General features: G+C 72.0%; 15 protein-coding genes. 8 read left to right on the top strand and 7 right to left on the bottom strand.

Going from position 1 to position 20,442, the window contains the following annotated elements; translation table 11 throughout:
- Nucleotides 1-124: 124 nt before the first annotated feature.
- Nucleotides 125-1,165, top strand: coding sequence for a LacI family DNA-binding transcriptional regulator (locus tag AC068B_RS15260; RefSeq protein ID WP_478671885.1), 1,041 nt, complete (start codon nt 125-127; stop codon nt 1,163-1,165).
- A gap of 219 nt (nt 1,166-1,384) precedes the next feature.
- Here the strand turns inward: AC068B_RS15260 and AC068B_RS15255 are convergent, their stop codons facing one another.
- Nucleotides 1,385-1,741 carry a beta/gamma crystallin domain-containing protein gene (locus tag AC068B_RS15255; protein WP_356259718.1) on the bottom strand — a complete coding sequence of 119 codons (357 nt, stop codon included), beginning with the start codon at nt 1,739-1,741 and terminating at the stop codon, nt 1,385-1,387.
- A gap of 227 nt (nt 1,742-1,968) precedes the next feature.
- Here AC068B_RS15255 and AC068B_RS15250 point away from each other — a divergent pair, with 227 nt between their 5' ends.
- Entirely contained in the window at nt 1,969-2,757 is a 789-nt protein-coding gene (locus AC068B_RS15250; protein WP_478671884.1) for an SDR family NAD(P)-dependent oxidoreductase, read from the top strand.
- Between the two features lie 33 nt (nt 2,758-2,790).
- Here the strand turns inward: AC068B_RS15250 and AC068B_RS15245 are convergent, their stop codons facing one another.
- The 6 genes from AC068B_RS15245 to AC068B_RS15220 all read right to left on the bottom strand — a co-directional run bounded on the left by AC068B_RS15245 (nt 2,791) and on the right by AC068B_RS15220 (nt 11,267).
- Nucleotides 2,791-3,690, bottom strand: coding sequence for a LysR family transcriptional regulator (locus tag AC068B_RS15245; RefSeq protein ID WP_478671883.1), 900 nt, complete (start codon nt 3,688-3,690; stop codon nt 2,791-2,793).
- A 66-nt stretch (nt 3,691-3,756) separates the two neighbouring features.
- A complete protein-coding gene (locus AC068B_RS15240) occupies nt 3,757-4,971 on the bottom strand; it encodes a glycine C-acetyltransferase (RefSeq protein WP_478671881.1) in 1,215 nt (404 codons plus the stop codon).
- Between the two features lie 59 nt (nt 4,972-5,030).
- The gene (gene tdh, locus AC068B_RS15235; RefSeq protein ID WP_478672092.1) at nt 5,031-6,059 is read right to left on the bottom strand and encodes an L-threonine 3-dehydrogenase; all 1,029 of its coding nucleotides are present in this window, start codon (nt 6,057-6,059) and stop codon (nt 5,031-5,033) included.
- Nucleotides 6,060-6,204: 145 nt separating this feature from the next.
- Nucleotides 6,205-7,389 carry a Gfo/Idh/MocA family protein gene (locus AC068B_RS15230; RefSeq protein ID WP_478671880.1) on the bottom strand — a complete coding sequence of 395 codons (1,185 nt, stop codon included), beginning with the start codon at nt 7,387-7,389 and terminating at the stop codon, nt 6,205-6,207.
- A 141-nt stretch (nt 7,390-7,530) separates the two neighbouring features.
- Complete coding sequence (locus AC068B_RS15225; protein WP_478671879.1) at nt 7,531-9,762, bottom strand: galactose-binding domain-containing protein; 2,232 nt, start codon at nt 9,760-9,762, stop codon at nt 7,531-7,533.
- A 53-nt stretch (nt 9,763-9,815) separates the two neighbouring features.
- Nucleotides 9,816-11,267, bottom strand: a complete 1,452-nt coding sequence (locus AC068B_RS15220) for a M1 family metallopeptidase (RefSeq protein WP_478671877.1) — start codon at nt 11,265-11,267, stop codon at nt 9,816-9,818.
- A gap of 189 nt (nt 11,268-11,456) precedes the next feature.
- Here AC068B_RS15220 and AC068B_RS15215 point away from each other — a divergent pair, with 189 nt between their 5' ends.
- From AC068B_RS15215 to AC068B_RS15190, 6 genes are all read left to right on the top strand, one after another.
- Nucleotides 11,457-12,542: a LacI family DNA-binding transcriptional regulator gene (locus AC068B_RS15215; RefSeq protein WP_478671876.1), complete on the top strand. Its 1,086-nt coding sequence runs from the start codon at nt 11,457-11,459 to the stop codon at nt 12,540-12,542.
- A gap of 172 nt (nt 12,543-12,714) precedes the next feature.
- Nucleotides 12,715-15,168 (top strand): polysaccharide lyase 8 family protein, encoded by a 2,454-nt coding sequence (locus AC068B_RS15210; RefSeq protein WP_478671875.1) that lies wholly within the window; start codon nt 12,715-12,717, stop codon nt 15,166-15,168.
- Nucleotides 15,169-15,280: 112 nt separating this feature from the next.
- Nucleotides 15,281-16,582 (top strand): M60 family metallopeptidase, encoded by a 1,302-nt coding sequence (locus AC068B_RS15205; protein WP_478671874.1) that lies wholly within the window; start codon nt 15,281-15,283, stop codon nt 16,580-16,582.
- Between the two features lie 42 nt (nt 16,583-16,624).
- A complete protein-coding gene (locus tag AC068B_RS15200) occupies nt 16,625-18,505 on the top strand; it encodes a DUF2264 domain-containing protein (RefSeq protein ID WP_478671872.1) in 1,881 nt (626 codons plus the stop codon).
- A gap of 165 nt (nt 18,506-18,670) precedes the next feature.
- Entirely contained in the window at nt 18,671-19,807 is a 1,137-nt protein-coding gene (locus AC068B_RS15195) for a hypothetical protein (protein ID WP_478671871.1), read from the top strand.
- Nucleotides 19,808-19,858: 51 nt separating this feature from the next.
- The gene (locus tag AC068B_RS15190; RefSeq protein ID WP_478671870.1) at nt 19,859-20,410 is read left to right on the top strand and encodes a hypothetical protein; all 552 of its coding nucleotides are present in this window, start codon (nt 19,859-19,861) and stop codon (nt 20,408-20,410) included.
- Nucleotides 20,411-20,442 lie beyond the last annotated feature (32 nt).

Raw genomic sequence — 20,442 nt, 5'->3', positions numbered from 1 at the left:
CTTTCAGAAAGCGCCTTCAGAAAGCGCTTTCTGATAGACTGCCCGCCACGCTAATGACTGGCTGACCGCAGGGTCAATAGGTCGGACCTGAGTTTCGCGGCGCGCCACGGCCCTGGGGGGTGCGGTGAGGGAAGCCGAGCGCGGTCTGCACGTCACGCTGGACGCGGTCGCCAGGACCGCGGGGGTATCGTCCGCCACCGCGTCCCGCGCCCTGAACGGCACGGCCCGGGTCCGCGACGACCTGCGCAGCCGGGTCCTCGCCGCCGCGGACCGCCTCGGGTACATCCCCAACGCCCATGCGCAGGCCCTCGCCAGCTCCTCCAACAACACGGTCGGCGTCATCTGCCACGACGTGGGCGACCCTTACTTCGCCGCCATCGCGAGCGGCGTGATGGCCGCGGCGGCCGAGCGCGGGCTGCTCGTCATGCTGGCGAGCACGTTCCGCGAACCGGGGCGCGAGATCGCGTACGTCTCGATGCTGCGCGCCCAGCGGGCCCGCGCCGTGCTCCTCATCGGCTCGGGCTTCCAGGACGCTTCCTGGGAGCGGGAGTTGGCGGCCGAGCTGACGCCGTACGCCCGTGGCGGGGGCCGCGTCGCCGTCGTCAGCCGGCACCGCAGCCTGCGGGTGGACACGGTGCTGCCCGAGAACCGTGCGGGCGCGGCGGCCCTGGCCCGCGCGCTCCTCGGGCTCGGTCACCGGGACTTCGCCGTGCTCACCGGCCCCGAGCGCCTCACGACGGTCGCGGACCGGCTCGCGGGGTTCCGCGCGGCGCTGGCCGAGGCGGGCGTCGCGCTGCCGCAGGAGCGCGTCGTGGAGGGGGCGTTCACCCGGGACGGCGGCTATGCGGCCGCGCGGGAGCTGCTCCGCCGCGGCCACCCGCCGACCTGCGTCTTCGCGGTGACGGACGTGATGGCAGTCGGGGCGCTCGCGGCGCTGCGGGAGCGGGGTGTGCGGGTCCCCGACGACGTGTCGCTCGCGGGCTTCGACGACATCCCTCTCGTACGCGAGCTCACACCGCCGCTGACGACGGTGGCGCTGCCTCTGCCGCTGATGGGGCGGGCGGTGCTGGAGCTGGCCCTGCGGGAGCCGGTCGGGCGGCGGTCGCGGGTGGAGCGGGTGCGGGGCGAGGTGGTGCTGCGGGGAAGCACGGGGCGGTGCCCTTGAGGGGTCGGCGGCCTGCGCGCTCCGACTGCACGGCACGGCACCGCACGGCATCGGAATCTGCATCGTGAAATCTGAATCGCCGAAACCGGCCACGCCCGTAAAGGCGTGGCCGGTGGAATTCGGAAATGGCCATGGTGCGGAGATGGCCACCTGTTTACCGAGTCATCGACCCGTATTTACCCGAGCCATCGGCTCGAATTCAGCCGAGCCAATCACTGGTCACAGGATTTCGATGTCCTTCACCTTCGGCGGGCGGTGCGGGAAGGTGATGTCGGTCCACCGGTTGATGCGCACGGAGTCGCCATTGGCGTCGTAGTAGACCAGGTCGTTGTTGCCCGTGGAGATGCGGTCGACCCACCAGTTACCGAAACCGGTGCGGCCCTTGTTGGCGTAGCAGTCCACGCTCGAGCGGCCGTCGCCGCTGTGCGACCAGATCTTTAAGAAGTTCTCGCCGCCACGGCATTCGACGTGGTCGATGGCGAAGGCGTTGCCACTGGGCATCACCACGGTGAACGCGGCGGCCGCGGCGATCGCCACGGTTGCGGAGCGGGCGACCCTCTTGGTTTTCGACAGCACAAGTACTCCCTGATTTCGGGCCCGGGCACGGCCATTCAACGACCATTTCCGGGAAACGTTTTGCGCTTGCACGACGACGATCCTGTAGATCTCCTGTACATGGCAATCTTTGAAATGGCGCACGGCCGAAATACATCGCCCAATGTCCTAATCGGTGTCATTCAGGTGATTTGATGGCCCTTAGGGCCAAGAGTTCGGGCAGAACGGGCGAAGAGAGTGGGAATCAGATGGATCTGCAACTGACCGGAAAGGCTGCCCTGGTGACGGGAGCGAGCCGCGGCATCGGTCTGGCCACCGTGACGGCGCTCCTTGACGAGGGCATGCGCGTCGTGGCGGCGGCCCGCACGATCACCCCGGAGCTCAGGGCCACCGGAGCGACGGGCGTCGCGGTGGACCTGACCACGGCCGACGGGCCCGCCCGGCTCGTGGAGCAGGCCAGGTCCGAGCTCGGCGGGCTCGACCTCCTCGTCAACAACGTGGGCGGCGGGGACGCCGACGCAGGCTGGACGGGGGGCTTCCTGAGCTGCACCGACCAGCAGTGGTCCGACGCGTTCGACGTGAACTTCTTCGCCTCGGTCCGCACCACACGGGCCGCGCTGCCCCACCTCACCGCCGCCCGTGGCGCGGTCGTCAACGTCTCCTCCACCAGCGCCATAACCCCGCACGCCGGGCCGATCACCTACTCCACCGCGAAGGCCGCGCTGACCGCCTTCGGCAAGGCCCTGGCCGAGGAGTTGGGGCCGCGGGGCGTGCGCGTCAACACGGTCTCGCCGGGCCCCGTCCGCACGGCCATGTGGGAGAGCCCCGACGGCTACGGCGCACAGCTCGCCGAGTCCGTGGGAGTGCCCCACGCCCGGCTTCTGGACGGTCTGCCCGACACCGCGGGCATGGTCACCGGCAGGCTCGTGGAGCCGTCGGAAGTCGCCGCGCTCATCGCCTACTTGGGCTCGCCGGTCGCCGCCAGCATCACCGGGGCGGACCACGTCATCGACGGCAACTCGGTCAAGACGGTGTGACGCGAAGACGGCGCTGAGGAGGGGAAGCCGCGCTCAGCCCGCCGCCTCCCCCAGCGCGTCGAGCACCGGGCGGATCAGCGGGTGGTCCTCGGCGCCGCACCGCACCGCCGCGAACACCCGGCGCGTGGGAGCCGCGCCCTCGACGGGGCGCACCACCACGCCCGACACGTCCATGCCCCGCAGCGCCGAGCGGGGCACGAGGGCGACCCCCGCACCGGCCGACGCCAGTGCGACCACCGCACGGAAGTCGTCCGACCAATGTTCCAGCAGGGGTTGAAATCCGGCCTGTTCGCAGGCGAGGACGACCACGTCGTGGCAGGGGTTGCCCGCGAAGGGGCCGATCCACCCGTCCTTGGCGAGCTCGGCGAGGGCCACCCGTTCCGCGTCCGCGAGCCGGTGGCCGCGCGGGAGCACCGCGTCGAAGGGTTCGGCGTAGAGGGGGACGCGGGTGAGCCGCGGGTCGTCCGCGCCCGGCGCGCCCCGGTACTCGACGGCGACGGCCACGTCCACCTGCCGGTCCAGGACCATCGGCAGGCTCGCGTCGCCCTCCGCGTCCTGGACGCGGACCCGGATGCCGGGGGCGGAGACGGCGAGGCGGGCCAGGGCGGGGGCGACGACCAGGCCGATGCCGGTGGCGAAGGCCGCGACGGTCACGGTCCCGGCCTCACCGGTGCTGTACGCGGCGAGCTCGGCCTCGGCGCGCTCCAGCTGGGCCAGCACCGCGTTCGTGTGCGTGAGCAGGATTTCCCCGGCCGCCGTCAGACGTACGCCGCGCGCCGAGCGCTCGACGAGACGGTGGCCGGTCTCCTGCTCCAGGGCGGTGAGCTGTTGGGAGACCGCCGACGGGGTGAGGTAGAGCGCGGCGGCAGCCGCCGTGACCGTGCGGTGGTCGGCCACCGCACGGAGGATGTGCAGCCGCCGCGCTTCGATCATGCTGCCGATTCTCCCAAACCGGCAGCCGCCTCCGCACCACGGGCCCCCTCCGGAGCCTTGGGCGCGTCAGGCCTTGCCGGTCTCCTGCGCCAGCTCCGCCCGCGCGGCCACGAACGCGTCGACCGCGCGGTTCACGTCCTCGGTGGAGTGCGCGGCGGACAGCTGCACACGGATGCGGGCCTTGCCCTGGGGCACCACCGGGTAGGAGAAGCCGATCACGTACACGCCGCGCTCAAGGAGCAGCTCGGCCATGCGTCCGGCCACCGACGCGTCGCCGATCATGACCGGCGCGATGGCGTGGTCACCGGGCAGGATGTCGAAGCCCTCCTCGGTCATCCGCGAGCGGAAGAGGGCCGTGTTCGCGGCGAGGTGGTCCCGCAGGTCACCGGCCGACTCCAACAGGTCGAGGACCTTCAGGGAGGCCGCGGCGATCACCGGGGCGAGGGTGTTCGAGAAGAGGTACGGGCGCGAGCGCTGGCGCAGCAGGGCGACGATCTCGGCGCGGGCGGCGACGTAGCCGCCGGAGGCGCCACCGAGGGCCTTGCCCAGCGTGCCCGTGATGATGTCGACGCGGTCCATGACGCCGTGCAGCTCGGGCGTGCCGCGGCCGCCGGGGCCGACGAAGCCGACGGCGTGCGAGTCGTCGACCATGACCATGGCGTCGTACCGGTCGGCGAGGTCGCAGATCTCCGCGAGCGGAGCGACGTAGCCGTCCATGGAGAAGACGCCGTCGGTGACGATCAGCTTCCGGCGGGCGCCGCCTTCCACGGCCTCCTTCAGCTGCTGCTCCAGGTCCGCGAGGTCCCGGTTGGCGTAGCGGAAGCGGCGGGCCTTCGACAGGCGGATGCCGTCGATGATCGACGCGTGGTTGAGGGCGTCGGAGATCACCGCGTCCTCGGCGCCGAGCAGCGTCTCGAAGACGCCTCCGTTGGCGTCGAAGCAGGAGGAGTAGAGGATCGTGTCCTCCTGGCCGAGGAAGGCGGACAGGCGCGCCTCCAGCTCCTTGTGCACCTCCTGCGTGCCGCAGATGAAGCGGACGGAGGCCATGCCGTAACCCCAGCGGTCGAGCGCCTCGTGGGCGGCGGCGACGACGTCGGGGTGGTCGGCGAGGCCGAGGTAGTTGTTCGCGCAGAAGTTGAGGACCTCGCCAGGGCGGCCGCCCGAAGTGACGGCGACCGTGGCGGACTGCGGCGTGCCGATGACGCGCTCGGGCTTGTGCAGCCCGGCGGCGCGGATCTCGTCGAGGGTGGCCTGGAGGTCTTCGCGTACGGAGTCGAACATGCGGAATCCTTGAGGTCGGGGGGTCGCTGGTGTGGACGGCGCGGGGCGGACGGCGAAGGTCAGGCGGTCCAGTCGAGGATGACCTTGCCGCCGCGGCCGCTCGCCGCGTCGTCGAAGGCGGCCTCGAAGTCGCGGTGGCCGTAGCGTCCCGTGATGACGGGGGCCAGGTCGAGGCCGCCTTCGAGCAGCACCGACATCGCGTACCAGGTCTCGAACATCTCGCGGCCGTAGATGCCCTTGATGGTGATCATCGAGGTGACGATCCGCGACCAGTCGACGGCGAACTCCTCGGCGGGCAGGCCGAGCATGGCGATCTTGCCGCCGTGGGTCATGTTGGCGACCATGTCGCGCATCGCGCGCGGGTTGCCGGACATTTCGAGGCCGACGTCGAAGCCCTCGCGCAGGCCGAGCTCGCGTTGGCCGTCGCCGATCGTCGAGGTCGACACGTTCAGGGCGAGGCTGGCGCCGACCTTGCGGGCCAGCTCCAGGCGCTCCTCGCTGACGTCGGTGATCACGACGTTGCGGGCGCCCGCGTGCCGGGCGACGGCCGCCGCCATCAGGCCGATCGGTCCTGCGCCCGTGATCAGCACGTCCTCGCCGACCAGCGGGAAGGAGAGAGCCGTGTGCACGGCGTTGCCGAAGGGGTCGAATATCGCGGCCACGTCGAGGTCGACGGGGGTGCGGTGCACCCACACGTTCGACGCGGGCAGCGCCACGTACTCGGCGAAGGCGCCGTCCCTGCCGACTCCGAGGCCGACCGTGGCGCGGCACAGGTGGCGCCGCCCGGCGAGGCAGTTGCGGCACTTGCCGCAGACCAGGTGGCCCTCGCCGCTGACCCGGTCGCCGGTCTTGATGTCGGCGACGTCACGGCCGGTCTCCACGACCTCGCCGACGAACTCGTGCCCGACCACCAGCGGCGCGGTGATCGTCTGCTGTGCCCAGCCGTCCCAGGCCCTGATGTGCAGATCGGTTCCGCAGATCCCGGTGCGCAGCACCTTGATGAGGACGTCGCCGTGGCCGATGACCGGCTCCGGTACGTCCTTCAGGCTGAGACCCGGCTCTGCCTTCTCCTTGACCAGCGCCTTCAACGCCACGGCTCCCGTCGTACGTCGCTTCTTCCCCCGACGACACAGGAATCTTCCCTACGGGGGCGCCCCGGTCCATCGAGGATTTCTTAAGCGCCGCCGCAGCTTTCCTTCAGACCCGGCGAACCCCGGCGAAAAGGCGGTCCGGTCAGCGGGTCTGGCCGCGCTCGAAGTAGGCGATCAGCTCCGGGTCGAGGCCGGTGACCTCGCGGGGCGTCCCGCCGTCCCGCAGCGACTGCGTCGCCCGCACACCGGCCGCGACCGCCATGCGCGCCGCGACGGGTGACGTGTCGGTGCGCCCTCCCTCGCGTACGAAACGTACGAACTCGTCGATGAGCAGCGGGTCCGCGCCGCCGTGCCCGCCGTCGTCCTGCGCGTCCGGCACCGCGTACACGGCGTCGGCCTCGCCGCGGTAGCCCGACCGGCGCGCGTTCCACACCTTGACCGCTCCCCCGGGGCCGTCGCCGAAGTTCTCCAGGCGCCCCTCGTCGCCGATGACGGTGTAGTTGCGCCAGTAGTCGGGGGTGAAGTGGCACTGCTGGTAGGCGGCGAGGACTCCGTTGTCCAGGCGCATGTTGACCAGGGAGACGTCCTCGACGTCGATGACGGGGTTGAGGTCGCGCTGGGTGTGCGGCGGCCAGTGGCCGTCCCGGGTGAACCAGTCGTCCGTCTTCGGCTCGCCCTGCTCGCGGCGGTGCGGGTTGTCGCCGTAGACCATGAGGTCGCCGAGGGCCTGCACCCGGCTCGTGTAGCCGCCCGCGAGCCAGTGCAGGACGTCGATGTCGTGGGCGGCCTTCTGCAGCAACAGCCCGTTGGTGTACTGCCGTTCGGCGTGCCAGTCCTTGAAGTACCAGTCGCCGCCGTAGCCGACGAAGTGGCGCACCCAGACGGTCTTGACCGCGCCGATCTCGCCGCGCTCGATGATGTCGCGCATCAGGCGGACCACGGGCATGTGGCGCATGTTGTGCCCGACGTACAGGCGCGTGCCCGTCTCGTGGGCCGTGCGCAGGATCTCGTCGCAGGCCTCGACGCTCGTCTCCAGGGGCTTTTCGACGAAGACGGGCTTGCCCTCGCGCAGCGCCTCGCAGGCGAGCGCCGCATGGGTGTGGTCGGGGGTGAGGACGACGACCGCGTCCACGTCCGGGTCCTCGACGACCTTGCGGTGGTCGCTGGATATCAGCGCGCCGGGGAAGGCCACGGCCGCCTCGGCCCGGGCGGTGGCATCGGGGTCGGCGAGCGCGGTGACGCGGGCGCCCGCGTCCGGCCGGTGGGCGGTGCGGGCGAGCGAGCCGCGCAGTCCGTAGCCGAGAACGCCGAGACGGAGGTCGGTCATGGAACTTCCTTCGCTTGAGCCGGTGTTGCGGGTGCTGACTTCGGGGTGCGGGTGCCTGCCCCGGGGTGCGGGCGGGGCGGACGAGCTTGATCCTTATCTATCCGGCCCCGCCCGCCCCTGTCGAGGGGCCCGACGCCCCGGCTATGCCCGATGCCCCTGTTGTGGATGGACGAGCACGTGGGCGAGGGCGACGCGCCCGCTCCCCGTGAGCCTGATCCGCACGAACCTCGCCGACTCCTCCTCCCCGAAGTCCCGGAGCGTGGGGCGCAGCGCCTTCCCGGTGATGTGCCGGGTCGTGGCGTCGGCGAAGTCCGCGGTCCTCGCCAGCTGTACGTCGAAGTCCGCCGTGGCCGTCGACGCGCCGTTCCACACCTCGACCTGTCCGACGCGCCGCATGTCGCCGAGGTCTACCTGCCACCAGGCGCCCGGCTCGGCGAGCGTGCGGGTGTCGGTGGAGGTGTCGCCGTCGACGGCGTACGCGGCCGGGGCCTCGCCGTCCGTGGAGGACTGGGTCGCCCGGCCCGCGCGGGCCAGGTCCGGGCGCAGTTGTTCGGCGCCCTCCGGGCGGGCGCCCGCGCGCCGCGCCACGGCGAGCGCTTCGGCGGGCAGCCGGTCGAGTTCGGTGTGGTTGTCCCGCATCGTCGAGCCCGTGCCGCCGAGGGCGGGTGTGTCGGTGTCGGTCCAGTTGCCGGTGGCGTGGTTCTGGATGCCGTAGTCGGCCCAGTTGGAGACCCACTTGTAGCCGACGCGGGTCAGGACGTTCCCTTCGACGCGGATGTACGAGGACTGCTCGTCCAGGTAGATGCCGTTGCCGTCGCGTTCGGTGTTCCCGTACGCCGAGCGGTTGATGTAGTTGCCGGAGACGACCGTGCCGGGCTGGGCGCCCTGTGTGTAGATCGCGCCGCCGTCGTGCTGGTCGTGCTCGACCCGCATGACGTCGGTGATCCGGTTGCCGGTGACGCGGTTGTCGCGCAGGACCGATTTCCGTGCCTCGGGCTGGTTCCAGCCCCAGCCGACGGAGATCCCCGAGTAGGGCAGGTCGGCGAGGGTGTTGTGGTCGACGCTCAGCTCCGCCTCGTATCCGGCCCAGATGCCCACGGAGTCCGTGTACTCGACTCCGGTGCGGCGGACGGTGTTGTACGCGACGGTGTTCCGCTCCCCGGCCAGCTCGGGCCGTGGGTCGGGCTCGGTGTCGCCGATGTAGGCGGCGCCCGAGGAGAGGTCGGTGAAGCGGGAGCGGGTGACCGACGAGTCCTTGGTGCCCGCTTCGAGGACGACGCCCGCGCCGCCGAGGTGGGTGAACTCGGCGCGGCCGACGGCCACATGGCGGCCGCCCCGCACGGTGAGCGCCGCCGCGGGCTTGGTGTAGTGACGGCCCGCGTGATCGACGGGACCGGTGGCGCCGGTGAGGGTGAGACCGGCCTGCGTTCCTGCGTAGCCCTCGTCGGTGGCGGGCTGGTGGTAGGCGGCGTACGCGAAGCCGATGCCGTCGACGCGGACGTCGTGGGCGCCGTCGAGGACCATGAGTTGCTCGGTCACGGGGGTGACCACGTGGGCGCGGCGCGGGTCCTCACCGGCGCGCGGCAGGTAGGTGACGGTGCGGTCCTCGGCGTCCCACACGAACTCACCCGGCTCGTCGAGGAGTTCGCGGGCGTTCTCGAAGAAGGCGACGCCGTGGTAGCGGGCCGAGTCGACGGTGGTGGAGTCCCAGGCGGGGCCCGTGCGGTCGGTCCCGCTCGACGAGTTGGCCCAGCAGGGCTGCGCGAAGGTGATGCGGTCGCCCGCCACCCCGGTGATCCGGCAACGGTAGTTCCGCCAGCGAACCTTGACGACCGCTTCGGCTCCGGTCGGCCGCTTCCAGTGCGCAATGCCGGTGGCTTCGGCGCCCGTCATGCCGTCCTTCGTGACGTCGCAGGTGGCGGCGGCACAGGCCGCGCCCCGGGCCCGGACGGCGCGGCGGCCGTCGACGAAGAGCTGGCGGGGAGCGACTCCTTCGGGGACGGCCGCGGTCCAGGTGCCGTCGCGGCTCTTCGCCCAGCCCTGGACCGCGCGGCCGCCGGAGAGCACGGGGTGGGCGCCGGGAGCCGCGGTCCAGGTGACCGGGTGCCCTGCGCGCCCGGAGTCGGCGGCGCCGAGCTTCAGCGACGCATTCAACTCGTAGGTTCCGTCGGCGAGTTCGACGCGCACATCGCGCGCCTCGCTTCCGTTGAGGGTGCGCGCGGCGTCCCGGGCGCCGGTGAGCGAGCAGGGGCGTACGGCGTTGCAGGCGTCGCCGGTGCCGTGCGGGGCGGCGTGCAGGACGCGTGGTCCTGGCTCCGCGGCGGCCCCCGGGGCGGCCAGGGCGCCGAGCGCCATCGCGGAGGCGAGGGCCATGGCGAGAGCGCCGGGCCGACGTCTCAACAGCCTTGGACGCGCAGGCCAGTTACTCACTTGGCCACACCCCAGTCGGGATGCCCAGGCATCGGCGGGTTGTCGAGGTCGTAGAGCCAGTGGTGCAGGAAGGTCCCGGTGGACGGGTCCCCCGTCACCTTCACCGCGTTGTCGATGAAGTCCTGCGTGGCGGCGTTGCCGTGCCGGTGCTTCGTCAGCCACGCCTTCATGACGGCGTCGAACTCGTCCTGTCCGATCTGCTGCCGCAGGGCGTAGAGGGAGACGGCGGCGCCGTCGTAGATGTTGAAGCCGCCGAGCCCCGTCGGCTTGCCGGGCGGACCGTCGGTCTTGCGGACCGCGTCGAGCTTCTCGTACGCCGTCTTCATCTTCTCCTCGATGGGCTGGAAGCCCTTCTGATCCGCCCAGACGGCCGCGTAGAAGACGGCGGGCCCCTCATTCAGCCAGGCGTCCTGCCAGGTGGCGGGGGTGACGGAGTCGCCGAACCACTGGTGGGTCAGCTCGTGGACCATGGTGGTGGAGTAGGTGGGGCGCTCGAACCAGCCGGGGCCGAAGAGGGAGAGGGTCTGGTTCTCCAGCGCGTCGCCGTAGCCGTCGCGCACGATCTGCACGCCGTACGTGTCGAAGGGGTAGCGCACGCCGAGGGTCTTCTCCAGCCAGGCGAGCTGACCGCCGCTCTCCTCGGCGATGGGACGGTACTTCGCGAGCTGGTCCTCGGGCACGAGGTGGCGCAGCTTCACGCCGTGCGGGCCGCGCCCGTACAGGTAGGTCTGCTTGTTGACGGACATGCCCAACAGCTCCGGTGCCATCGGGGAGTTGAGGGAGAAGTCCCAGGTCTCCTTGGCGCCGGGGGCCTTGCGCCGGGCGGTGAGGTTGCCGTTGGCGGCGGGCGTCCAGCCTTTGGGCGCGGTGAGGTGGAAGGTCCAGGTGGCCTTGTCGGACGGGTGGTCGTTGACGGGCGCGAAGGTGTCGGCGCGCGACGCCTGGGCGGCCGATGCGAAGCCGCCGTCGGACATGTGGCGCCAGCCGGGCAGGCCGACGGGCTTCGTCTTTCCGTTGCCGTGGTAGGTGACCTCGACATCGAAGGAGCGGCGGTCGCGCAGTGCACGTGCGGGGGTGACCGTGAGCTCCTGGCCGGTCTTGCCCGCGGCGAGGGACCAGGTGGCGGGCGAGCCGTTCACCGTGATCCGGTCGATGGCGAGCGAGTCCACGTCGAGGTTGAAGGACGAGAGGTCCTGGGTGGCTCTCGCCCGGATCTTCATGGTGGCGGCGAAGTCGTACGTCACGGGCGTGAAGTCGAAGGAGAGGTCGTAGTGGCGGACGTCGTAGCCGCCGTTGCCGAGCGTCGGATACAGCGGGTCGCCCACGCCGTCCGAGCCGGGGGTGGGGGTGAGGGGTACGGCGTGGGCGGGGGCGGCGAGCGCGAGGGTGGCGGCCGCGGCCGCCGTCGCGATGGCGGCACGCACGGTTCGGGTCCTTTTCTCAGCCATGGGGCGGCAACGTAGTAATCGCTTACTGTCGCCGTCAACACCCTCGACCGACTGACCCCTTGGACATTTCCTCGCCGTCTCTCTGGCGCCGGAGCGAATCTCGGTACACGCTTACCGTCCCCCGAAGGGGCGCGGGGAACTCCGCGGCAAGCCACGGCGAACCCGCACCGCAAGGAAGGACGACCGAACATGGCAGACGCGTCGACGCACGGACACGGCCCTGCGCGACGGGCGACGATCATCGACGTCGCGCAGCGGGCCGGAGTCTCGTCGGCCACCGTCTCGCGGGTCCTCAACGGCAATTACCCGGTGGCCGGAGCCACGCGTGACCGCGTCCACGCGGCGGTGGACGAACTCGGCTATGTGGTCAACGCCCACGCCCGCGCACTCGCGGGAACCTCCAACCGCACCGTGGGCATCATCGTGCACGACGTCGTCGACCCGTTCTTCGCGCACATCGCCCGCGGCGTGGAGCGGGCCGCGTCCGAGGCGGGTCGGCTCTGCATGGTCTGCTGCACCCACGGCGACCCGCAGCGCGAACTCGCCTTCGTCGACCTGCTGCACGAGCAGCGGGCGAATGCGGTGGTCCTGGTGGGCGGCGCGCACCAGGACCGGTCGTATGCGCGCGAGGTGGCCCGCAGGGCTCGCGGTCTGCACGCGGGCGGGGCGCGGCTCGTGCTGTGCGGGAGGCCTTCGGTGGGGCACGGCGTGCCGACGCTGTCGGTCGAGTACGACAACGAGGGCGGCGCGTTCGCCCTCACCGACCACCTGCTCACGCAGGGCCACGAACGCATCCTCTACCTCGGCGGGCCGCCCCGCCTCTCCACCACCCACGACCGGCTCGCCGGGCACCGCAGGGCGCTGGCGCTGCGGGGTGTGCCGACGGTTCCCGAACTGGTGCACACCGGGGCGTTCAGCCCCGCCTTCGGTCATCGCAGACTGACCGAACTCCTCAGGTCCGGGCTGGAGTTCAGCGCGGTGTTCGCGGCCAACGACATGGTGGCCATCGGGGCGCTGCAGGCCCTGGAGGAGGCCGGGATCCGCGTCCCCGAGGACGTCTCCCTCGTCGGATACGACGACGTGCCCGCGGCCGCGACGCTGCGGCCGCGCCTGACCACCGTGCGGGTGCCGCTGGAGGAGATGGGGCGGCAGGCGGTGCGGATCGCGGTGCCCGACGCGGAGACCGAGGCGTGGCGGCCGCCCGCCGAGGGCGGGGTGCGGCTCGGCACGCACATCGTCGTCCGGGACTCGGTGGCGGGACGCGCGCGCCGCTGAAAGCGGTTAACCCGTGATGAGTGGGCGCAGAACCGTGGTCGGCGCAGAAAGAACGTAGAAAGATTCCGACCCCTCTTGCGCGCCATAGCAACCGCTTACATGCTGTCGCGGGATCGGCTCACCACATGTGCCCCGAAGCCTTCATGTGCCCCCGACACCTCTGGGAGTTCGCATGCCCACGCTGCCCACGCCTGTCTCCGACTCCACCGGGCCCAGCCGTCGCACGCTCCTCGCGGCGGGGGCGGCGTCCGTCGTCGTGCCGTCGGCGGCGAGCGGCACGGCGTGGGGCGCCGAGGCCCCGACCGGTTCCGAGGACGCCTACGACACCCTGCTCGCCCGCGCCGCCGCGCAGCTCACCGGCGGCGACTTCGACGCGGCGGACCCGGACTTCGCCGCCGCCCTCAAGACGCTGGACACCCAGGCTTCCGGCTGGTGGCGGCAGTTGGACCGGTCGGCGGGCAGGACCGCGCCGTGGGCCGACCTATCCCCCGCCTCCGACCCCGGCAACTTCGGCCAGAGCTACACCCGCCTGCGCACCCTCGCGACGGCCTGGGCCACACCCGGTACCTCGCTCAGCGGCAGCACGGAAACCCTCGACGCCCTGCTCGACACGCTGCGCTTCCTGCACACCACCGGCTACCACCCCGGCCGCCCGGAGTCCGGCAACTGGTGGTTCTGGGAGATCGGCGCGCCCCGCGCGCTGCTGGACACGTGCGTGCTGCTGCGGGCGCACCTCCCTGCCGACGACCTGTCCGCGTACACCGCGACGGTCGCGAAGTTCTGCCCCGACCCGGACCGACGCGCCAACACGCCATCCCTCGCCGAAACCGGCGCCAACCGCGCCGACAAAGCCGTCCTCGTGGCCCTGCGCGGCCTGCTCACCTGGGACGCGGCCACGGTCGCGCTGGCCCGCGACGGACTGTCCGACGTCCGGGACGGCGGCCGTAACAGCCTCTTCCAGTACGTCACTTCGGGCGACGGGTTCTACGAGGACGGGTCGTTCGTGCAGCACGGCTCCGTCGCGTACACGGGAACGTACGGCAGCGTCCTGCTCGGCAGCGCTGGCCAGCTGATCGCGCTGCTCACGGACTCCCCGTGGGCCGTCACCGATCCGAAGACGTCCGTGCTGTACGAAGCGGTGGACCGGACGTTCGCGCCGGTGGTGTTCGACGGGCTGATGATGGACGCGGTGCGCGGCCGGGCGATATCCAGGGAGAAGGCCAGGGACCACAACGACGGCGCGGCGACGCTCTCGCACGTCCTGCAGCTGGCGTCCGGCGCCCCGGCCGACTACGCGCGGCGCTGGCGGGCCATGGCCAAGGGCTGGCTCCGCCGCAACACGGCCACGCCCTACCCGAGCCTGGTGGGCATCCCTGCGCTGGCCCGTGCCAAGGCCGTCCTCGACGACGCCTCAATCCCGGCCGACGACCGGCTCACCGGGCACTTCGTCTTCGCGGACATGGACCGGGTGGTGCACCGCAGGCCCGGCTGGGCCCTCGCCCTGTCGCTCTCCTCGAAGCGCATCGCCGCCTACGAAGCGGGCAACGGCGAGAACCTGCACGGCTGGTACACGGGCGACGGCATGACCTATCTGTACGACGGCGACGACCTCGGCCGGTTCGGGGACGGCTTCTGGGCGACCGTAGATCCGTACCGCCTGCCGGGCACGACCGTGGACACCCGGGCCCGCGCCGACATCGGCTCGGGCGGCGGCACCGGCACGTACCGCCCGAAGAACGCCGTGGCGGGCGGCGCCGTCCTCGACGCACGTCACGGGGCGGCGGCCATGGAGCTGCTCGCCGACGGAAGCACGCTGCGGGCCCGCAAGGCGTGGTTCTGCCTCGACAACGTCGTCGTCGCGCTCGGCGCGGGCATCTCCGCGCGCGACGGGCGCACGATCGAGACGGTCGTCGAGAACCGCAATCTGTACGCCGACGGGCCCGCGCGGCGACTGACCGTGGACGGGCGGGTGCAGCCGGGGCACGACGGGTGGTCGGCGCGGCTGTCGGACACCCGATGGGCGCACCTGTCAGGCACCGGCGGCTACGTCTTCCCCGACCACGACGGCCGCGCGGCCGACCTGGGGCTGCGCGCCCTGCGCGAAACACGCGTCGGCGCGTGGCGGGACATCAACACCGGTGCCGACACGGGCGGCAGCACGTCGCCGGTGACGCGCCGCTATCTGACCCTCTGGCTCGACCACGGCGTATCCCCCGCCGACGCCTCGTACGCCTACGTCCTGCTGCCCGGCGCGAGCGCGGCCGCCACCGCGGTCTGGGCGCACGCCGGGCCCGTGCGGATCGTGGCCAACGACGTGACCGTGCAGGCGGTCGAGGCGCGGCGCGACGGGCTGCTCGCCGCGCACTTCTGGGCGCCCGGCCGGGCCGGGGGACTCTCCTCCTCCGGGGCCTGCACGGTCCTCGTGCGGCGCGGGCACGGGGGCGTGTCCGTGGCCGTCGCCGACCCCGGCCGCGCGGAGTCGACGCTCGACGTCGAGCTGCCCTTTCCGGTGCGCGGGGTGGTCCGTGCGGACGACACGGTGGCCGTCCGGCCGGGGAGGAGGCCCGTGGTCACCGTGCGGGTCGGTGGCTCGCGTGGGCGTACGCATGTCGCCGAGCTGCACTGAGCCCGGCCGTTCGGAGTAGGTCCCGTGTTTTCTGCAGGCGCGTCGTGGCTTGTCGCGCAACTCCCCGCGCCCCTTACGGGGCGCTCCCTCACCGACCGAAGGAGTGCACCCCATGAGATCCGCTCCCCTCCACCGTCGCACCGTCCTCGGCACTCTCGCCGCCGCCACCGGTGTCGCGCTGCTGCCCGGTACCGCCCGTGCGGCGCGGGGCGCCGTCGCCGTGCAGCTCACCGCCCGCGTCTCCGCCGAGTCGCAGCGGGTGCGGCTCGGGGCAGCCCAGCGCGCCAGTGACTTCTTCACCACGGGGACGTACGCGCCCGCGGGCACCGCGGTCACCGTCACCGTCTCCGCACCGGACGGTGTCCTGCCGACCCTGCACATCGGCATCCCCGACTACTACTCCACCCCCAACGCCCCGCGCGCCTATCCCCTGAAGGCCGGGACCAACACCGTCACCGATCCGCACGGCGGGCCCGTCCACGTCACGATGACGGGCAGCGGCGAGCGCGCCACGGTCACCTTCGGAGCCGGTTCCGTGCCCATGCCCACCTTCACGCACGGCTCGACCTCGGAGTCCTCCTTCCGGTCCCAGCTGGACTCACACACCGCCGCCGGATACGTGCAGCTCCGCTCCGCGCACGCCATCGTCACGCTGTCCCGCGCCACCGCACTGCAGTACCGCGCCGAGAACCATGCCGCGCTCCTCGACACGTACGAGCAACTCCTCGCGTCGCACGCGGTGTTCAGCGGACTGAGCGGCACCAGCGGCACGCACGCCCGCAATCCGCTGCCGTACCACTTCGTGAACGTCACCAAGGTCGCGTCGGGCGTGGGCGCGTACGCCACGCATGGGTACACCGGCTATCCGGGCGCCGCCATGAAGTACGTCGCGGGCGTGGACGGGCTGCGGACCGGCGGCTGGGGCATGTACCACGAACTCGGCCACCAGCATCAGCAGTTCGCGTACAAACCGGGTGCGCTCACCGAGGTCACCTGCAACCTCTACTCGCTCGCCGCGCAGCGCACGCTCGGCCAGGCGTCCCGGCTGCTCGTCAAGGACTCCGCGGGCAAGGACGTCTACGACCGGGCCTTCGCGGCCCGCGACGCAGGCAGCGACTACACGTCGCTCGACGTCTGGTCCAAGCTCGTCCCGCTGTGGCAGCTGCACCTCGCGTTCGGCACCGGCGTCTGGCCGCAGTTGCACAAGCTGATCCGCGCCGACAACCCCGCCGCCGCCACGGACGCGGACCGCTACGACCACCTCGCGGTGTACGCGAGCCGGGCCACCGGACGCGACCTCACCGGCTTCTTCACCGGCAAGTGGCGCTTCCCCGTCACCTCGGCAGGCACGGCCCGCATCGCCGCGCTCGGCCTGCCGAAGCCCACCGTCGACGCGAGCACCTACCGCGAATAGCGTCACCCGACCCGCACCCACCACCGAGGAGTCATCGACCCCATGCCCGCACCGCACCTGATCCTGCCGCCCACCGACCGCGTCCTGTCCCCGCTCACCGGCTGGACCCGGGCGCACTGGGAGGCGCTCGCCGACCGGCAGCTGGAGGCGCTCGTCCCGTACGCGACACCGGGGTTCGCGCAGTACCGGCTGCCCGGACGGAACAGCTGGTCGGGGGTCGTGTCGGACGGCCTGGAGGGGTACGCGCGCTCGTTCCTGCTCGCCTCCTTCCGGATCGCGGGAGCGGGCGGCGAGGCCGATCCCCGCCTCGTCGAGCGCTACGCGCAGGGCCTGGCGGCGGGCACGGACCGCGAGAGCGGCGAAGCCTGGCCCGAACTCACCGACTGCTCCCAGCAGATGGTGGAGGCCGCGTCCATCGCCGTCGGACTGCACGAGACCCGCCCCTGGATCTGGGACAAGCTCGACACCCGGGTCCAGGAGCGGGTGGTCGACTGGTTCTCCGGCTTCGTCGGCGGGAAGACCTGGGACAACAACTGGCGGCTGTTCCAGGTGGTGTCCGAGCAGTTCCTCGCCTCGGTCGGCGCCCCGTACAGCCAGGCGGACATCGACGGCGGCCTCGACCGCATCGAGGACTGGTACCGCGGCGACGGCTGGTACAGCGACGGCGACGGACGCAACTTCGACTACTACATCGGCTGGGCCATGCACCTGTACCCACTGCTGTGGGCCAGGATGACCGGCGGGGACGTCGGCGGCCGCGCCGAGGTCTACCGGGAGCGCCTCACCCGGTTCCTCACCGCCTACCCGCACTTCTTCGGCGGCGACGGCGCCCCCGTCCACCAGGGCCGCTCCCTCACCTACCGCTTCGCGACCGCGGCCCCCGTGTGGATGGGCGCCCTGGCCGACTGCACTCCCCTCGCACCCGGCCTGACCCGGCGCCTCGCCTCCGGCACGGCACGGCACTTCGTGGAGCGGGGCGTGCCCGACGAGCGGGGGCTCCTGCCGCTCGGCTGGTACGGGACGTTCCTGCCCGCGACGCAGGCCTACTCCGGCCCGGCCTCGCCGTACTGGGCGAGCAAGGGCTTCCTGGGCCTGCTGCTCCCCGCCGACCACCCGGTGTGGACGGAGCGCGAAGTGCCGCTCCCCGTCGAGGAGTCCGACCAGTACACGGCGCTCCCCCAGCCCGGCTGGCTGCTGCACGGCACCCGGCACGACGGCATCGTCCGCCTGGTCAACCACGGCAGCGACCACAACCTCCTCGAAGGCCCGGCCACGGACGACCCCCACTACGCCAAGTTCACCTACTCGACGGCGACCGCCCCGGAGACCGCCCCGCGCGCGTGGGAGCGCGCCGTCGACGGCCACCTGGCGCTCGTCGCCCCGGACGGCACGCCCTCGCGCCGCCTCCGCATCCACCCGCTGAGCTGCGAGGGCCGCGTGGCCGCCTCCCGCCACACGGCCCAGTACCCGGGCGGCGGCGAAGAGTTCCCCGTCGAGACGACGAGCGCGCTGCACGGCCCGTGGGAGATCCGCGTGCACCGCGTGCAGGCACCCGCGGGGGCGACCGTCCGCGAGGGCGGCCACGCGGTGGCGGACGAGACGCAGCCGCACGCCGAGTGCGGCCCCGGCTGGGCGCTCACCCGCACGACGACGGGCCTGACCAGCGCGGTCGTCGCCCTGCACGGCTGGGACGAGGAGGCGGGCATCGCCCGCGAGGTGGCGGCCAACGCGTACGGACCGCACTCCGCGACACCGTTCCTGACGTCCGTGGCCCACCCGGGCGGCCACAGCGTCCACGTCAGCCTGATCGCCCTGTCCCGGGACACGGTCGGCCCGCTCGCCCTGCGGGAGTCCATCACCTGCGCCGTGGACGGCGACACCGTCCACGTCCGCTTCCCCGACGGCACCGGACTCGTCCTGTGACCCGGATCGGTCCGTGTCCGATCCCGCCTATCGGGAGAACCCATAAATACCGCTTATGGGTGCATTAATAAGACACATCTACTCAGACAGGTCGCCGCCTTCGAGGCTGGGTCGCATCACCGCACGACGACATGACGGTGCGACAGCGCAACGAGGGATGACGTAGTGAACCTGAAGTACCTGGCCGCGATCGCCACCGCCGCCGCGATGGCTCCGGTGTTCCTCGGGGCCACGCCTGCGGCGGCGGACGAAGCCCTCGACTCGGCCGTGACGGTGCCTGAGCGGAGTCCGGAGGAGATACCAGAGGAGATACCCGCGGAGAACGGGCCGGTCCCGACCGAGGATGCGGCGGAGGGTTCCGAGCGTCCGGCCGACGCAACCGAGGAGCCCGCACCCCCCGCTGCCTCCCCCACCGCATCCCCTGCTCCGCGCAACGCGGAAATCCATACCCCTGCGCCCCCGAACGTCAGCCTGGAGGGAGTCCCGGACGCCGTCGAGGCGGGCGGCGACTGGATGAACTTCTCCGTCGTCATCGACAACACGTACGACGAGGGGCACGCCTGGAACCTCGACTTGGCTCTCAACACTGTCGGTCAGCACCTGTACGGGAACGACCTCCAGGTCCAGGTACAGGTCGACGGCGTCTGGCGCGACGCGGAGGTTACCAGCTCCCCTGAACTCGGCAACCTGGATCTCGATCTGCTGGTGGAGTTCCAGTTGCCGACGGGCCGGACCGTCGTCCCCCTCCGCATCCGCGCCTCGGCGGACGCGCCGCTCATCGACTTCTTCATGGGCCCGCGGGTCTATGACGAGGAGGTGCAGTCGGACGAAACCTACTGGGCGTGGTCGAAGATCATCGCTCCTGCCGAGAGCGGGGAGAAGCCGGGAGACGGCGAGAAGCCCGGGGGCGGGGAGAAGCCCGGGGACGGCGAGAAGCCGGAGGACGGCGAGAAGCCCGGCAGCGGGGACGAGCCCGGCAAGGAGGACCAGCCCGGTGCCGGTCACACGGGCAAGGACGACACGAGCGGGGGCGGCAACGCCACCGGCCCCACCGCGCCCGGCACTTCAGAGGGCGGCGCCCCCGGGGGCGGGAGCGGTGCCGTCGTGCCCGCTGCCGAGCACCCCGACGTGACCCGCGACGTGACCCGCGACGACACCGGCGAGACCGCCGCGGTCGGCTCCCTCGCCGCAACCGGGAGCGACGCCGGAACCGGCTGGATGGTCGGCGTCGGCGGCGCCTCGATCGTCCTGGGCACGGCCCTGGCCGCCGCGGCCCACAGACGTCGCCGCGCCACCCACTGAACGGCACGCGTCGAGGACGGCGGCCGGAACCGACGAGGAAGGATTGGGCGAGTGTTCGATCGGTGGGGTGTGTGGGATGTACTGCCGGAGAGCGCGCGGCGACGCTGGGCACTGGAACCCTTCGAGGGCGTGGGCCCGCTGCGTTTCGGGATGCGCCCCGACGACGTCACCGCGGCGCTCGGCGGCATCACGCAGAACCCCCAGCACCACACGCGTGCGGCTCTGTCGCGGGACCGGTACGGCACGGTCAAGGGGGAGTGCTGGGGGCTGGGGCTGACGTTCTACTACGGCCTGGATGAGCGGCTGCGGGGCATATCGGTCGATGCGCTGAAGGGCCCCCAGGTCTTCGCGGACGGCACGGCGCTGGTCGGCCGCGTGCCCTCGGAGCTCGAACAGTGGATCATCGGCCGTGCCGAGATCCGGGAGCCGTTCTCGGAGCTGTTCTACGTGAACCTCGGTGAACCGGGATCAGCGAGCCTCGGCGTGGTGGTCTGCGTCCAGCGGACGGGCGACCACCTGCTCACGCGCCCGGTGTTCCTCCCCGCCGAGGGCATGAACGCACCGCTGGACTTCCTCCCCTCCGAGGCATGGACGACTCACTGAGTACCGGAAAGCACCACGTCCACACCTCGTAC

The organism is Streptomyces sp. NPDC042371, from assembly GCF_056437465.1.
This window is presented reverse-complemented; position numbering and strand designations above follow the sequence as displayed.